Origin of the sequence: Streptacidiphilus rugosus AM-16, from assembly GCF_000744655.1 — a bacterium.
In the GTDB taxonomy this organism is placed as follows: domain Bacteria; phylum Actinomycetota; class Actinomycetes; order Streptomycetales; family Streptomycetaceae; genus Streptacidiphilus; species Streptacidiphilus rugosus.
This window is the reverse complement of record NZ_JQMJ01000001.1, coordinates 582,143-597,393: the sequence shown is the minus strand read 5'-3', so window position 1 is coordinate 597,393 and position 15,251 is coordinate 582,143. Positions and strand designations below refer to the sequence as shown.

Genomic DNA, 15,251 nt, shown 5'->3' with positions numbered 1-15,251 from the left:
CCAACGGGCGGGTGGGCTGGTTCAACGTGCCCGGCGCCCCATCCCTCAGAAGCCCAGGAGGGCTTGCCCCTCCCTGACCCGTGAGACCGGGGCGGCGATTTAGTTGAGCCAGCCGTCCTCGCGGGCGATGCGGATAGCATCGAGGCGGTTGCGGGCGCCGAGCTTGGTGACGATCGCGGTGAGGTAGTTGCGCACCGTCCCGGCGGAGAGATAGAGCGCGGCGGCGATCTCGGTTGTGCCCGCGCCCCCCGCGGCCAGCCGCAGGACCTCCAACTCCCGCTCGGTCAGTGGACCTTCAATGCTGTCGAAGGCGACGTACGCGAGCTGTGGATCGAGGACACGTTCGCCGACTGCGACCCGGCGCACCGCCTCGGCCAGCAGCGCCGGCGAAGCGTCCTTGAGCAGGAGTCCGGAGACCTGGGCGCTCAGGGCGCGGCGCAGAGCCCCGGCCTTTCCCAAGCCGGTCAGGATCAGCGTGCGGCAGCTCGGTAGTTCCGCGTGGAGCAGGGCGGCCGCCGAAAGGCCGTCTATCCCGGGCAGGCCCACGTCGATGACGGCGACCTCCGGCCTGCACTCGAGCGCTGCGGCGAGGACTGCGTCCCCGCGCTCGACCTCCGCGACGACTTGGAAGTCCGGCTCCAGTCGGAGCAAGGCAGCCAGGGCGGCACGGACCATGTGCATGTCCTCGGCCAACAGGATGCGCACCATGGAGCTCCCCCAAATCAGTCAGCGCCACCAAGCGGATTCCTGGTTCCGGTAGGAGGAGACCTCCCTCCAAGCCAATGGCGGGCTCGCTGCGCTGCCCCACGCTGCCTCGCCGACACAGTCGCCGTGGAGAGGTGAAGCAGGATAAAAGTGTCTAGTCGCTTGCTGAACCTGGCGGCACGTCTCCCGGCGGCGGTCGCTCCGAGCTGAGCTCACGCCGGCGGCCGAAGACGTCATGCCTGGGCCATTCATCTTCTACTAGAGAGTAGCCTACTGTTCGTTCGAACAGTCGGGGGGGGCAGGTCGAGTCGGTCTCTATCGCAGCGACACTCGGACTGTCCCCCGCGCCTGGCCCGAGCGCGAACAGGGCAGCTTCCCTGCACCCTGAGCGCTCGAGGCCTGCCGTCAACTTGACCCGGCCTGAAGGACCGGGCTTGTGGGTAGGGCGCGACTGGCTGTCGCGTGGCCTCCCACGTCTGAGAGCTGCCGTCAGGCCGGCTCTGGGACGCGTGACTCACGCCCCGCAGTCCACACGTTCGCGCCTTTCGGGCGATGTTGTGGGACACGTTGTCGTCCGCGTGCATGATCACGCCGCAGGCGCGGCACGCGAACGTTGCTTGATCGACGCGGTTGCGCGCTCGATGTGGTGGCACTGGGAGCACTGCTGGCTGGTGTACGCCGGATCGACGTACACCAGCGGCACGCCAGCTCGCTTGGCCTTGTACTCCACGAAGGAGGCGAGCTGGTGGAAGCTCCACGAGTGGAGTTTGGTCCGCTGGTCCTTGCGGTGCCGTACCCGGTTGCGGATGCCCGTGAGGTCTTCCAGGGCGATACCGGAGCCGGTGCGTTCAGCGGTGGTGACGATGGTCTTGGAGATGACGTGGTTGGTGTTGGCGGCGTGCCGCTGTTCCTTGCGAGAGCGCTTCTTGAGGAGACGCTTCGCGGACTTGGTGCCCTTGGCCTGCAACTTCTTCCGCAGTTAACGTTGTCGCTCGCGGTGCCGGTTCAGGCCGCGCCCGGCGGCGCGGTAGCCGGTGGACGCGGTGGCGATGTTGGCGATGCCGAGGTCAACGCCGACGAACCCGGCAGGGTCCTCATTGAGCGGCGTCTCGGGCATATCGCAGACGGCGATCAGGTAGAACACTCCGTCACGTTCGATCAGGTCGGACTCGCCCTTTGCGGTGCTCACGCAGCATCGTGAGGGCATCGGGCGAGCACACGAAGCGCACGCCCTTCAGACGCCCAGCGGTCGTCCAGATCGACACGGTCCACTGGTCGTACTGCCAGCTCAAACACCGGTCATCGTATGGCTGCGCGGCCTGGGGCCGGAACGCAATCGGCTTCGACTCCGCCTTGATGCGGCGCTTGGCCCCCGCCTTGCCCAGGTTCCCGGCGCGGATGTTCGCCTGCAACGTGGTGTACGCGTCACGGGTCTTCTTGATCACGTGCTGCGCGGCCTGCGCCCCGAGCCCACGCGCTCTCAGCTCGGCGTAGGTGTGCTTGCGCAGCTCGAACCCACGCGGCACGCCACGCTCGAACGCCACCCCGGACACCCAGCAAGCCGCCTCGTTGACCGTGCGCAGGGTGGAGCGCAGCACGGCGGCCTGGTCGGCCTCCGGCATCAGCTTCACCTGCCTAACGATCTTCACGGGCATGACAATACCAATTGATCCATGTCACCACGTGGGAACCAAACCCCAGCATTCGCAGGGGCCGTACGGTTGTCCGCACCCTCCAGGCACACTTGGTCCTCACGCCCAAGTACCGGCGCGGACCGTTCACCGACGAGATCCTGCGACGCTGCGAAGAGACCATGCGTGCCGTCCGCGCCGACTTCGAAACCGAGCTGGTCGAGTTCAATGGCGAACGCGACCACGTCCACCTACTGGTGCACTACCCGCCCAAGGTCGCCCTCTCCCGCCTGGTGGGCTCACTCAAGGGCGTCTCGGCCCGCAGGCTCCGCCAGGAGTTCCCCGCCCACATCCGTAAGTACCTGTGGGGCGAACACTTCTGGTCACCCAGCTGCTTCGCCGCATCATGCGGCGAAGCACCACTATCGATCATCAAGGAATACATCGAGAACCAGAAACGCCCACAGTGAAACGGCGGCGCACCGCACCACCGTGGCTCAGGAAGCGATTCCTCCCGCCCGCGGTGGGCGAAGCCCAGCAGGGAGAGCGTCTGCTCGCCGTGAACGGCCGGAGTTCCTCGCTAGATCACGCTGAACGCCCAGTCCACAGTGGCTGCCCACGCCTAGCGGTGGTTTGTTAGACCGGGGAGTAGAGATCAAGCGCGTGGCCTGCGCCGACGTGGTTGATCAGGGCCTGGAGTTCGGGTGGCGGGGGCGCGTTGGTCCAGGCTCGCCAGCAGCGTTGGAGGCTGGTCCAGGGGTCGAGCCAGGCCCGGACGGCGCGGATCGCCTTGGGCCAGCTGGACGGTCGGGGCTGATGGGGTCTGCGCAGGCCCCCTCTCAGCCGGTTCCGCCGATGTGGCGGCGGGCGGGTCCTCGGGGTCCTCGGCGCCGGACTCCTGCAGAGGCCCGGCGAACCAGGTGTCCCAGCAGAACGAGAACGCGCAGGTGACCAGGGTCTGGTGGCGGCGGATAGCAGTGTCGGAGCGGACCTGGAAGTCGGCCCAGCCCAGTTCGTCCTTGACCTGCTTGTAGCTCTGCTCGATCCAGTGCCTGATGCCGTAGATCCGGACGACTTCTGCCAGGCCGGCGGCCGGTTCGGGGCTGTCCGCCTCGCGCGGGCTGCCGGGCCGGGGCAGGTCGGTGGCCAGGTACCAGGTGGACTGCGCGGGCAGTGTGGCCGGGTCGGTGGTGGCCACGACCAGACGGACGTTTCCGTCGGGCCCCCACCAGCCCAGCGTCGCCTCGGCGGCCCACCAGGTCTCGGTGTGCCCGTCGCGGAAGGTTCGCTCGACCGGGGTCCAGTCCCCTGGATCCTCCGCGTCGGTCCAGGTCAGGGCGCGGGCGGCGTCGACGGGCGTGTAGGCGTCCTTGCCGTAGGCCCAGGCGCCGTGGCTGGGTTTCAGGGCCACGACGAACGGCAGCCCGGCCTCCGCGAGATCCCGGCGGAAGCCGTCCTGGTCGCCGTAGGCGCAGTCGGCGGCCACGGCCCGGAAGGTCACTCCGGCGGTCCTGGCGGTGCGGGCCAGTTCCGCGGCGATTCGCAGCTTCGTGCGGAAGCCGGGGTCGCTCTTGCCCTTGGGGAAGTGGTGGGCGGGGCTGTAGGGGCGCTTCCCCCAGGTCGTGGACACCCTGATCATTGGATCGCGAGGATCCGTAGAACAGGAGTTCCCGTTGGGGACGTCGAAGTACAGCCCTGAGTTCAGGGCCGATGCCGTCGCGCTGTACCACGCCACGCCGGGCGGTACGTACGCGTCGGTGGCCCAGGACGTGGGCGTCAACCACGAGACGCTGCGGATCTGGGTGCGTGATGCGGAGGCGGCTGCCCGGCCGGGGGCCGGTGAGGCGAGCGCGATGGAGAAGGAGAACCGGCAGCTGCGGGCGCGGGTGAAGGAGCTCGAGCTCGAGCGGGAGATCCTGCGCAGGGCCGCGAAGTATTTCGCCCGGGAGACCAGCTGGTGAGCAGCCGCTTTCAGTTCGTCGAGGATCACCGGGACGCCTACGGCGTGAAGCGGCTGTGCCGGATGATGCAGGTCTCGCGGTCCGGGTTCTACCGGTGGCTGGCCGGCGCGGACGCGCGCATGGAACGGGCGAGGGCGGACGCGGAGCTTGCCGAGCGGATCGCCCGGATCCACACCGACTCGGACGGGACCTACGGGGTTCCGCGCGTCACCGCCGAGCTGCGGGATGCCGGGGACCGGATTAACCACAAGCGCGTGGAACGCGTGATGCGCACGTTCGGCATCGTCGGGCTGCACCTGCGCAAGAAGGTCCGCACCACGATCCCCGAGCCGTCGGCGACACCGGTGCCGGACCTGCTGGACCGTGACTTCACCGCGGCCAGGCCGAACACCAGGTACGTGGGCGACATAACCTACCTGCCCATCGGTGGCGGCCAGTTCCTTTACCTGGCCACGGTGTTGGACCTGTGCTCGAAACGGCTGGCGGGCTGGTCGATCGCCGACCACATGCGCACGTCCCTGGTGACCGACGCCCTGCGGGCCGCCGCGGCCGCCCGCGGCGCAGCCGGACTGCGCGGGGCGATTTTCCACAGCGACAACGGGGCCCAGTACGGGTCCAGGGACTTCGCGCACGTCTGCGCGGAGCTCGGCGTGACCAGATCGCGCGGCGCAGTGGGCACCAGCGCGGACAACGCCGCCGCGGAGAGCTTCAACGCGACCATGAAACGCGAGACGCTCCAGGGACGGAAACGGTGGAACGGGGCCCGCGAAGCCCGACTCGCCGTCTTCCGGTGGGTGACCCGCTACAACACCCGGCGGCGGCACTCCAGCCTCGGCCAGATCAGCCCGGTCACCTACGAACAACGATCAACTACGCTGGTCGTTGCCGCATGACAACCGGTGTCCACGAACCCGGGGAAACGCCCGTAGGGCACGGCGTGCAGCGGGTAGTAGAGGTTCTCGTCGGCCCAGCACGTGGTCACGGTGACGATGCCGTTGTCGGTCTTGCCCAGCCGGCCCAGCCACTGTCGGCCGACGTGCGCGGTTTTCTTCCCGTCCTTGCGGTCGCCCGAGTCGTCGATCACCAGCACCCCGTCCGGGTGCGGCCTGGTCGCGGGGTCGCCGAGCAGCAGTGCCACCCGGCGGGCATTGATCTTTTCGTGGTCCCAGGTCGACTCGGACAGGAAGAACTGGAGCCGCTGCACCGCCGCGTGCTGGGCGCCGACGACGGGTTCGGTGCCGACCAGGCAGGTCAGCGTCTTGTTGCGGTCCCGCGGCAGCAGCAGCCCCGCAAGATACTCGCGGAACCCGCGCCGCTGTGCCAGATTGGAGAAGAGGTCATCGAAGCGAGCGGCGTAGGCTTCCAGCGGGCCCGGAGCGGGCGGACACGGCACACGACGGGTCATCACAGCTCCCCGGCAGCGAAGCGACGTTCCTCTGCTACCGGCCTACTACGGCCCTGACCCGCCGTCAACAAACCACCGCTAGTGATCCGGTTCTGAGATGCGCGAGCAGTAGCGGCAGATGCGGTCGAGGATCTGGTCGGCGGTCTTGGTCCAGCGGAAGGGTTGGGCGGTCTCGTTCCAGGTGTGGATCCACTGCTCCAGCGTGGTCTTGAGGCTGTCGAGGGAGCAATGGACGCCGCGGGCGAGGCAGCGGCGTTCGAGTTCGGCGAACCAGCGCTCGACCTGGTTGATCCAGGACGAGTAGGTCGGGGTGAAGTGCAGGGTGAATCTCGGATGTGCCAGCAGCCACTGGTGGACGACCGGGGCCTTGTGCGTGGAGAGGTTGTCGCAGATCACGTGGACCGCCAGGCCCTTGTCGGTCTGGCGGTCGATCTCGTCGAGGAAGTCGCGGAAGTCCACCGCCCGGTGCTGGGCCGACAGCTTCCCGATGACCTTGCCGGTCGCGGTGTCCAGCGCGGCGAACAGGTCCACGGTGCCGTGGCGGATGTAGTCGAAGCTTCGTCGCTCGGGAACTCCGGGCAGCATCGGCAGGACCGGTGCGGTCCGCTGTAACGCCTGGATCTGCGGTTTCTCATCCACCGCGAACACTGCCGCGTTCGCCGGCGGAGCGAGGTAGAGGCCGACGACGTCGCGGATCTTGTCCACCAGCAGTGGGTCGGGGGAGATCTTGAAGGTCTCGACCCGGTGCGGTTGCAGGCCGAAGGCGTGCCAGATCCGCAGCACGCTGCTGGGTGAGATGCCCACGACCTTCGCCAGGTCGCGCTTGGACCAGTGGGTGGCCCCGGCCGGGGTCTGTTCCAGGGTGCGGACCACCACCTCTTCCACCTGGGCGTCGGTGATGGTCCGGGGCACCCCGGGACGCGGCTCGTCCGCCAGTCCGTCGAGGCGGTCACGCAGGAAAAGCGCCCGCCACTTCGTCACCGTCGAGCGGTTCACCCGCAGGCGCGAGGCCACCGCGATGTTGCTGCCGCCGTCCGCACAGGCCAGCACGATGCGCGCGCGCAGGGCCAGTCCCTGCCCTGTCGTACGGCGCTTCACCCAGTTCTGCAACGCGCCCGCTCGTCCTTCGAGAGCACAAGGGGCTCAAGCCGAGGGTCACCCACACCAGCAGCACACCGCCAACCAAAGCCACTCGGAAGCCCAACGGCAGAACTCGGTACGCCAGGCAACTCACGAGGCGATGAGCAACCTCAAGACCGGATCACTAGCGGTGGTTTGTTAGACCGGGGAGTAGAGATCAAGCGCGTGGCCTGCGCCGACGTGGTTGATCAGGGCCTGGAGTTCGGGTGGCGGGGGCGCGTTGGTCCAGGCTCGCCAGCAGCGTTGGAGGCTGGTCCAGGGGTCGAGCCAGGCCCGGACGGCGCGGATCGCCTTGGGCCAGCTGGACGGTCGGGGCTGATGGGGTCTGCGCAGGCCCCCTCTCAGCCGGTTCCGCCGATGTGGCGGCGGGCGGGTCCTCGGGGTCCTCGGCGCCGGACTCCTGCAGAGGCCCGGCGAACCAGGTGTCCCAGCAGAACGAGAACGCGCAGGTGACCAGGGTCTGGTGGCGGCGGATAGCAGTGTCGGAGCGGACCTGGAAGTCGGCCCAGCCCAGTTCGTCCTTGACCTGCTTGTAGCTCTGCTCGATCCAGTGCCTGATGCCGTAGATCCGGACGACTTCTGCCAGGCCGGCGGCCGGTTCGGGGCTGTCCGCCTCGCGCGGGCTGCCGGGCCGGGGCAGGTCGGTGGCCAGGTACCAGGTGGACTGCGCGGGCAGTGTGGCCGGCTCGGTGGTGGCCACGACCAGACGGACGTTTCCGTCGGGCCCCCACCAGCCCAGCGTCGCCTCGGCGGCCCACCAGGTCTCGGTGTGCCCGTCGCGGAAGGTGCGCTCGACCCGGGTCCAGTCCCCTGGATCCTCCGCGTCGGTCCAGGTCAGGGCGCGGGCGGCGTCGACGGGCGTGTAGGCGTCCTTGCCGTAGGCCCAGGCGCCGTGGCTGGGTTTCAGGGCCACGACGAACGGCAGCCCGGCCTCCGCGAGATCCCGGCGGAAGCCGTCCTGGTCGCCGTAGGCGCAGTCGGCGGCCACGGCCCGGAAGGTCACTCCGGCGGTCCTGGCGGTGCGGGCCAGTTCCGCGGCGATTCGCAGCTTCGTGCGGAAGCCGGGGTCGCTCTTGCCCTTGGGGAAGTGGTGGGCGGGGCTGTAGGGCACGGCGTGCAGCGGGTAGTAGAGGTTCTCGTCGGCCCAGCACGTGGTCACGGTGACGATGCCGTTGTCGGTCTTGCCCAGCCGGCCCAGCCACTGTCGGCCGACGTGCGCGGTTTTCTTCCCGTCCTTGCGGTCGCCCGAGTCGTCGATCACCAGCACCCCGTCCGGGTGCGGCCTGGTCGCGGGGTCGCCGAGCAGCAGTGCCACCCGGCGGGCATTGATCTTTTCGTGGTCCCAGGTCGACTCGGACAGGAAGAACTGGAGCCGCTGCACCGCCGCGTGCTGGGCGCCGACGACGGGTTCGGTGCCGACCAGGCAGGTCAGCGTCTTGTTGCGGTCCCGCGGCAGCAGCAGCCCCGCAAGATACTCGCGGAACCCGCGCCGCTGTGCCAGATTGGAGAAGAGGTCATCGAAGCGAGCGGCGTAGGCTTCCAGCGGGCCCGGAGCGGGCGGACACGGCACACGACGGGTCATCACAGCTCCCCGGCAGCGAAGCGACGTTCCTCTGCTACCGGCCTACTACGGCCCTGACCCGCCGTCAACAAACCACCGCTAGGCGCAGCTCGCCGAGCTGGACGCCGCGGGCCTGCTGGACCTGGAGCGCTTGGCCGAGGCCTCGGCCAGCGTCTTGTTCCGCGGCGAGAAGACGCTGCTGCGCGCCCACCTCGCCTGGCTGGACCGCTCCGGCTGGCGCTCCCCGGACCGGGCGGCGGCGGCCGTGCGCGGCGCGGCCCTGGCGTTGGGGAACTCCGTCTCCGGCGCAGGATCGACCTGGGCAGGACGCCTTCAGAGCGCGGGGACGGCCGCCTGAGGCGCCTGCGGATCTGACTGCGCGGCCCGTTGCGGGTGTTGCTCCAGTAACAGCAGCCGTGACCAGCGGCTTCACCCCGCCTCGGGTTCGAATCCCGAAGGCGGCTCCTTCGAGGCCCAGGTCACAGATACTGTGAACTGGGCCTTCGGGTTTAGCGGCTTCGTCGGAGGCGCTCGCCTCGGTGAACGCGCGCCGACCCATCGCGCCCGTTTCTCGCGAGGAGCCGACATGGCCAGCATCCCACCCACTTCACGCGCCGTGATCGGCGGCGTGGACACCCACAAGGACCTGCACGTGGCCGCCGTCATCGACACCGACGACCAGCTGCTGAGCACGCAGGCCTTCTCCACCACCCGCGCTGGCTACCGCGCCTTGCTCGCCTGGATGCGCACCTTCGGCGACGTGCGCCGGATCGGCATCGAGGGCACCGGACGTCGCTGGCCCGCTCGGTGATCGCGGCGGTCCGCCTGCGGCGAGGGAAGGCCGCAGACGCGCGCGGCGCCGGCCCGTTCACCGGCGAGGCCCTGGCCACAGCAAGGCAGGCCGGAGCGACCGGCACCGTGGTCGTCCGCGCGGACAGCCAGTTCTACGACGCCGACGTGGTGCCCGCTTATCGCGGTGCGAACGCCCGCTTCTCGCTCACGGTGCGAATGAACCCGCACGTCGCCGCCGCGATCAGCGCGATCGGCGAGGACGCCTGGACGCCGATCCGCTACCCGGACGCGTTCGTGGACCCCGGCACCGGCGAACTGGTTTCCGACGCGGACGTCGCCGAGGTCGAGTACACCGCAGTCACCAGCCACAGGAAGGCCGAGCAGGTCGCCGCGCGGCTGGCGTCGGGTCCGCCGCCTGAACGCCGAGGTGGCGGCCGGGCGGGGCAAGCTGTTCACGGCCTGGCGTTACCACCCCGTCTTCACCGACAGCCCGTTCGAGATGCTCCAGGCCGAGCATTAGCACCGGCAGCACGCCACGATCGAGCAGGTCATCGCGGACGGCAAGAGCTCCGCACTCGCACACCTGCCCTCCGGCGACTTCCAGGCCAACGCGGCCTGGCCCACCATCTGGGCGATCGCCCACAATCTGCTGCGAGCCGCCGGAGCACTCACCGGAACCTTCCAGGCGAAGGCCACCAGCGCGACACTGCGCGCACACCTGGTCCACGTCCCGGTCCGAATCGCCTGCACCGCACGGAAGTTGATTCTCCACCTACCGGAGCGATGGCCCTGGCAGCACGCCTTCGCCGCCCTCTTCCAGGCCGCCCATGCGCCGCCGGCTAGCTGACCTGCCCGACCATCGACCCGCGAGGGCCCGAGACCCCTGAACCTGTGGAAAAGCTGGGCAGACCAGCGGACACCGCACGCCCCCGGGGCTTGAAAACAATGGGGGTGCCCCGGGGGATCGGGGTCCGCCCGGGGCGGCGCCGTTCTCTCCTGTGCCAGAGGACGGCGCAGGGCCCGGTGCTCGAACACCGGCCCCCGGGCCCGCACGAACGCGGGCCTTCCGGCGTGAGCCGACATCCGCCGGGTCATCCATGATGACGGATGTAGAGGTGATCCGCGACCCAGGGCTGATTCAAAGTCCCGGTGATCATGTGGCTCTGCAGGTCGGAGGGGTGGGTCCTGGGCTGGCGAGGCCGTGTCAGAAGGAACGAAACTCCGGTTGGGCAGGTGACCGCCAAGTCGCCTGTGCCAACCGGAGTTTCGATGTGCCGCCAGTCTGCCCCCTTGCTCTGCACCCGCGCGTCAACTCGCATAGGGCACTCGTCTGGTGGATCATCATCACAGGTCACAAGGCAACTCTTCGTTCCAGCGCCCCCACGTCCGAGATCAGCCGGGATTAGGGCTCAGTCGAAGTGCTCGGTGTTAGGAGGGGACAATGGACCACAGTTCGATGGCTGGGCTGTCGTTGGCATTGGGACGTCAGAGGCGAGTGGCATGGACCCGACAGCGACCCAGCTTCCCGTCAAGACCAAGGATGGCCGCACGGGCGCCGCTGTGGTACCCGTTGGGCGGACCTGCCGTCAGAACCAGAGTTGGACCCATCCGCCGGCGACGACTAACGCAGACCTCCTGAGGGCGTTGTCACGTTGTCGGGCACTTGATCGTCTGACGGCGCGCTGAAGGGCGTAGTGGTCCTGGTACCCGTGGTGCGTCAGGCGGCGGCCGCCAGGTCGACAATGGCGGTGATGTGTTCCCAGAGGATGAAGCGGGGGGATCATCTCGAGGCGGTTGCGGGCGGCGCTCATCAGGTGGCGTAGGGGCCAGAAGTGGGGCTGATGCGTCCTGCAATTCGGCGATCGAGCACCACTGGACACGGAAGCAGCCCCTGCCGTCACCGTGCGTCACCTTGGCGCCCGACGAACCCGATTTGGCAGGGCTGATTCAATCCCACGGGGAGGAACCAGGAACCGACCCTCACGCCCCCGCGCAGCGTTGCCACGCGAAGCGTGACAGGGAATCCCCCCATTCATGGGGGAGAGTTCGGGAGTCGAAGGCTTCCGACGCGCCGCCTCGCCGCGTCCGCGACCGCGTCATCCACCATGACAGGGCCTTCGGCCAGTTCGAGGACGAGACCAGCGGTGGCCGGAGTGTCGATCAGGGCGAGGAGCACACGGGCGACATCGTCACGCGTGACCTGGCCGACGCTGCGCTCGGCAGTGATGCGCACGGATCCGGTTCCAGGAGCATCAGTGAGTGCCGCAGGACGCAGCACCGTCCAGCCAAGCCCCTGCTGGGCCATGAGGTACCCGTCAGCCGCGGTCTTGGCGTGAACGTAAGCGGCCCAGACCTCATCGGCATCGGCCGGCGGCGCGCTGCCCGCACCGCGGGTGGAGACCATCACGTACCGCCGAACCCCGGCCGCGAGCGCCGCGTCGGCGAGAAGAACTGCGGCCTGGTGGTCGACGGTGTGCTTACGGGCCGCGCCACTACCGGGCCCCGCCCCGGCCGCGAAGACCACCGCCTCCGCGCCGCTCAGGACTGCAGCAACCTGATCGACCGAGGCGTGCTCCAGGTCCATGAGGACGGGCCGGGCTCCGTCGGCGAGGAGATCCTCGCGGTGCGCGGAGTTGCGGATCAGGCCGCTCACCGTGTCGCCGCGTGCGGCGAGCAGCCTGCCCAGACGGCGGGCAATCTGGCCGTGGCCGCCGGCGATGACGATTTTCAACCTCTGGGTCCTTTCGGGCGAGCGGGCCGGCAGCCCGGCGAATCGGTGGTCGCGGGACGGTCACATGGCGATTCGGACCTTGAGCGCGGTACGCCCGTCCATGGCGCGGTAGCCATCGGGCACCTCGCCGAGACCGATGGTGCGGTCGAAGACGAGGCCCGGTTCGATGCTGCCGGACAGCACGTCGGGGAGCAGCTCGCGGATGTACGCGCGGGCGGGGGCGACGCCGCCGGCAAGGGTGATGTTACGGTTGAACATCTGTGAGATTTCCACGCCCGCACTGCCGCCGTGGGGAACCCCGACGTAGCCGACCGCGCCACCGTCCCTGGTGATGGAGATCGCGGTGCGCATCGACTCCTCGGTGCCCACCGCCTCCAACACGGCGTGCACGCCCTGCCCCTCCGTCAGCTCGTGTATCGCACCGACCGCGTCGCCGCCGCGGGCCGCCACCACGTCGGTAGCGCCGAAGGTGCGGGCGATCGCGGTCCGTGCCTCGTGACGGCCCAGCATGACGATCCGTTCGGCGCCCAGCCGTCGGGCGGCGAGGACACCGCAGAGCCCCACCGCGCCGTCGCCGACGACGGCGACGGTGGCGCCGGACCGGACCCGGGCGGCCAGCGCCGCGTGATGGCCGGTGCTCATCACGTCCGACAGAGCCAGCAGGGAGGGCAGCAGCTTCTCCTCGCCCGCCGTTTCGTTAGGCAGAACGACCAGGGTGCCGTCGGCGAAGGGCACGCGAACCGCCTCGCCCTGGCCGCCGTCCGAACCCACCTCACCCCAGAAACCGCCCTGCGGGCACGAAGTGTGCAGGCCCTCCTGGCAGAAGGAGCACGCCCCGTCAGACCACACGAACGGGGCGACCACGAAGTCGCCGGGCCTGACGGTGGACACTGCGGCGCCAGTCTCCTCGACCACACCAAGGAACTCGTGCCCGATCCGCTGTCCTGGCACCCGGGCCGCAATGCCGCGGTAGGCCCACAGGTCGCTGCCGCAGATGCAGGCATTGACGACCCGCACCACCGCGTCGGTGGGCTGCTGGATCCGGGGGTCGGGGACCTGCTCGACGCGGATGTCGTTCGGGCCGTGGATCACAGCAGCGCGCACGGGGAGCCTCCTGGTGGAGCGGGGACGGTTACCCGGGCACGGTCCGTCCCGGCACAGCGGACCTCATCCGGACTGCCAGCTTCCCTGCGCCTGGGCCTCACGTCCAGCTACATAAACTTCATCCCAGGCTTAAGCTAAACTTATGCTCGATGTGCGAAGGCTCATTCTCCTGCGTGACTTGGCCCAGCTCGGCACCGTGACCGCCGTCGCCGAGGTGCACCAGGTCACCCCCTCTGCCATCTCCCAGCAGCTTCGGCTGCTGGAGCAGGAAACCGGGGTCCAGCTGCTGGAGCGGACCGGCCGCTCCATCCACTTGACCACTGCCGGGCGGCGACTCAGCGAGGACACCGAGGAGGTACTTGCCGCCCTGGAACGTGCCCACGTCCGTGTCCGCAGCCGGGACGCGGCTCCCACCGGCCCCCTCCGCGTGGCCTGCTTTCCCAGCGCGCTCCTCCCGTTGGCCGCTCCCCTGGTCGCCGCCATGTCCGAGGCGCACCCCGGACTGGAACTGCACGTGATCGAGGCCGAGCCCGAATGCGCTTCCCGGCTGCTGCTCCAGCGCGACGCCGAGCTCGCCCTCGTCTACCGCTACGACAATCTCGCCACGCCCGAACTCCCCGGCCTCCTGAACAAGCGCCTGATGACCGACTCCTTCGTCGCCGTACTCCCTGCGGGCCATCCCTCGGCCGCCCTACGAGCACCGCTCGACCTGGAGGAACTCGCTGAAGCCCACTGGGTCACCGCCCCTGCCGGGACAGCCTGCGGCGACGCGGTCCTCCAGGCCTGCCGCGCCGTCGGATACACCCCCAAGGTGAGACACACCTGTGCCGACTTCACCACGATGACCGCCCTGGCCGACCTCGGCGGCCACGTCGCCCTCGTCCCCGGGCTCGCCGCCTCCCACATGCCGCCGACACTCACCACCCGGCCACTGCGGCATGGCACCCTCTCGCGAACCATCGACATCGCCCTGCGCTCCGGCACCGAGCGTGATCCGGCGATCACCGCAGCACTGCGACTCCTGCAAAGCACCGCCCCGGCCCTCCTTGCCCCGGTCCCGGTCAACTCGTCTTCTACAACCGGGGCTTGACACTGCTAATTCGGGGTCAGCAGGACCTTGCCGATGTTCTTGCGGTCTTGGATCCTTTGGTGGGCCCCAGCCGCCTGGCCGAAGGTGTAGGTGCTGTCAATGTGCGGCTCGATGACCTTGGCCTCGTACAGGGCAAGAAGGTGCGTCAGCTGCTCACTGATGATCTGATGCCGGTCCCACAGGTGCCCGATGTTGACGCCGGTCACCGTGCGATTCGCGTTCATCAGGACGAGAGGACTGAACAGCGGGGTCGCCAGCATCTGGCGGGCAACACGTGGAAGGCTGCGGCGCGGGCCCGTAGAGGTGTTGGAGAAGCCGTAGGCAACCAGGCGCCCCGCAGGGCGCAGCAAGCGGTAGCCGGCTTTCCAGTCGCCGCCCCCCAACGGGTCAAGGACGATGTCGACACCTTCCCCCCGCGTCAGGTCCCGCACCCGTTGCGCGTAGGACTCGGTGCGGTAGTCGATGGGGTAGGTGCAGCCCGCCGCGCGCAGGAAGTCGTGCTTGGACGAAGACGCGGTGCCGAAGACAGTGACGTCCTCGACGGTCTTGCACAGTTGCAGGACTGCGAGGCCGACCCCGCCGGCGGCCATGTGGACGAGTACGCGGTCACCTGGATGCAGGGTGCCCACGCGGAAGAGCACATGGTGGGCTGTCAGGTAGTTGACCGGGAGCGCCGCCGCATGTTCGAAGGTCATGGTCGGCGGGAGTTGGAACACCTGGCGGACCGGGGTGCACACCAGCTCCGCTTGGCCTCCGAACCGGGTCATCGCCAGGACCCGGGTGCCCACCGCGGGTGCGGCGACGCCTTCGCCGAGGGCGTCGACGGTGCCCGCCACCTCGTATCCGACCACACACGGGGGCGGCGGCGCATCGGGGTAGAGTCCCATCCGAGCGGAGATGTCCGCGAAGTTGACCCCGGCGGCGTGGACTTTGATCCGCACCTCGCCAGGCCCTGGTTGGGGGTCGGGGCTGTCCCGGACCTCGAGTACCTCTGGGCCGCCAGCCTTGGTGATCCATACAGCTTTCATCGTCGGCTCCTGCCCGCTCACAGCTTGCCTGCGCCTCGGCAGATTGCGAAGCGCTTCGCCCTGGTAGACAGGATGCAGCAGGCAGCCGTCCTCAGCAGCCCGC

10 protein-coding genes and 5 pseudogenes are annotated in these 15,251 nt (G+C 69.1%); 6 read left to right on the top strand and 9 right to left on the bottom strand.

Features of this window, described 5'->3' with window-relative positions; translation table 11 throughout:
- Positions 1 to 99: 99 nt before the first annotated feature.
- Entirely contained in the window at positions 100 to 708 is a 609-nt protein-coding gene (locus tag BS83_RS02675; RefSeq protein ID WP_037600070.1) for a response regulator transcription factor, read from the bottom strand.
- Positions 709 to 1,194: 486 nt separating this feature from the next.
- A pseudogene (locus tag BS83_RS02670) lies at positions 1,195 to 2,366 on the bottom strand (RNA-guided endonuclease InsQ/TnpB family protein).
- 41 nt (positions 2,367 to 2,407) lie between these two features.
- On the opposite strand from BS83_RS02670, the gene tnpA reads away from it, so the two are divergent.
- Positions 2,408 to 2,806 carry an IS200/IS605 family transposase gene (tnpA, locus tag BS83_RS02665; RefSeq protein WP_084713083.1) on the top strand — a complete coding sequence of 133 codons (399 nt, stop codon included), beginning with the start codon at positions 2,408 to 2,410 and terminating at the stop codon, positions 2,804 to 2,806.
- A 185-nt stretch (positions 2,807 to 2,991) separates the two neighbouring features.
- Here the strand turns inward: tnpA and BS83_RS02660 are convergent, their stop codons facing one another.
- Positions 2,992 to 3,966 (bottom strand): IS701 family transposase, encoded by a 975-nt coding sequence (locus BS83_RS02660; RefSeq protein ID WP_198035110.1) that lies wholly within the window; start codon positions 3,964 to 3,966, stop codon positions 2,992 to 2,994.
- Positions 3,967 to 4,009: 43 nt separating this feature from the next.
- Here BS83_RS02660 and BS83_RS02650 point away from each other — a divergent pair.
- Positions 4,010 to 5,190, top strand: a protein-coding gene (locus tag BS83_RS02650; RefSeq protein ID WP_157596645.1) for an IS3 family transposase whose coding sequence is annotated in 2 segments (ribosomal slippage) — positions 4,010 to 4,280 and positions 4,280 to 5,190 — 1,182 coding nt in all. Because the reading frame shifts where the segments join, the coding sequence is not laid out codon by codon here.
- A gap of 32 nt (positions 5,191 to 5,222) precedes the next feature.
- Here BS83_RS02650 and BS83_RS02645 read toward each other — a convergent pair.
- The 3 genes and pseudogenes from BS83_RS02645 to BS83_RS02635 all read right to left on the bottom strand — a co-directional run.
- Positions 5,223 to 5,702, bottom strand: a pseudogene (locus BS83_RS02645) (IS701 family transposase); the annotation flags it as partial.
- 78 nt (positions 5,703 to 5,780) lie between these two features.
- Positions 5,781 to 6,865 (bottom strand): annotated as a pseudogene (locus BS83_RS02640) (IS630 family transposase).
- A 134-nt stretch (positions 6,866 to 6,999) separates the two neighbouring features.
- Positions 7,000 to 8,424 (bottom strand): IS701 family transposase, encoded by a 1,425-nt coding sequence (locus BS83_RS02635; RefSeq protein ID WP_051942505.1) that lies wholly within the window; start codon positions 8,422 to 8,424, stop codon positions 7,000 to 7,002.
- Positions 8,425 to 8,554: 130 nt separating this feature from the next.
- On the opposite strand from BS83_RS02635, the gene BS83_RS02630 reads away from it, so the two are divergent.
- The 3 genes and pseudogenes from BS83_RS02630 to BS83_RS48735 all read left to right on the top strand — a co-directional run.
- Positions 8,555 to 8,761, top strand: coding sequence for a hypothetical protein (locus BS83_RS02630; protein ID WP_037600067.1), 207 nt, complete (start codon positions 8,555 to 8,557; stop codon positions 8,759 to 8,761).
- A gap of 228 nt (positions 8,762 to 8,989) precedes the next feature.
- Positions 8,990 to 9,193: pseudogene (locus tag BS83_RS02625) on the top strand (IS110 family transposase); the annotation flags it as partial.
- Positions 9,194 to 9,727: 534 nt separating this feature from the next.
- Positions 9,728 to 10,042 (top strand): annotated as a pseudogene (locus tag BS83_RS48735) (transposase); the annotation flags it as partial.
- Between the two features lie 1,185 nt (positions 10,043 to 11,227).
- Here the strand turns inward: BS83_RS48735 and BS83_RS02615 are convergent.
- Positions 11,228 to 11,926 (bottom strand): NAD(P)H-binding protein, encoded by a 699-nt coding sequence (locus tag BS83_RS02615; RefSeq protein WP_051942504.1) that lies wholly within the window; start codon positions 11,924 to 11,926, stop codon positions 11,228 to 11,230.
- A gap of 60 nt (positions 11,927 to 11,986) precedes the next feature.
- The gene (locus tag BS83_RS02610) at positions 11,987 to 13,030 is read right to left on the bottom strand and encodes a zinc-dependent alcohol dehydrogenase family protein (RefSeq protein WP_037600061.1); all 1,044 of its coding nucleotides are present in this window, start codon (positions 13,028 to 13,030) and stop codon (positions 11,987 to 11,989) included.
- 142 nt (positions 13,031 to 13,172) lie between these two features.
- On the opposite strand from BS83_RS02610, the gene BS83_RS02605 reads away from it, so the two are divergent.
- The gene (locus BS83_RS02605) at positions 13,173 to 14,120 is read left to right on the top strand and encodes a LysR family transcriptional regulator (protein WP_063774072.1); all 948 of its coding nucleotides are present in this window, start codon (positions 13,173 to 13,175) and stop codon (positions 14,118 to 14,120) included.
- 5 nt (positions 14,121 to 14,125) lie between these two features.
- Here the strand turns inward: BS83_RS02605 and BS83_RS02600 are convergent, their stop codons facing one another.
- Positions 14,126 to 15,148, bottom strand: coding sequence for a synaptic vesicle VAT-1 family membrane protein (locus tag BS83_RS02600; RefSeq protein WP_037600059.1), 1,023 nt, complete (start codon positions 15,146 to 15,148; stop codon positions 14,126 to 14,128).
- Positions 15,149 to 15,251 lie beyond the last annotated feature (103 nt).

What these genes read in the sequence shown, in the direction of transcription:
- BS83_RS02675 (WP_037600070.1), bottom strand. Translation starts at nt 708, where the DNA reads ATGGTGCGCATCCTGTTGGCCGAGGACATGCACATGGTCCGTGCCGCC.
- BS83_RS02635 (WP_051942505.1), bottom strand. Translation starts at nt 8,424, where the DNA reads ATGACCCGTCGTGTGCCGTGTCCGCCCGCTCCGGGCCCGCTGGAAGCC.
- BS83_RS02605 (WP_063774072.1), top strand. Translation starts at nt 13,173, where the DNA reads ATGCTCGATGTGCGAAGGCTCATTCTCCTGCGTGACTTGGCCCAGCTC.
- BS83_RS02600 (WP_037600059.1), bottom strand. Translation starts at nt 15,148, where the DNA reads ATGAAAGCTGTATGGATCACCAAGGCTGGCGGCCCAGAGGTACTCGAG.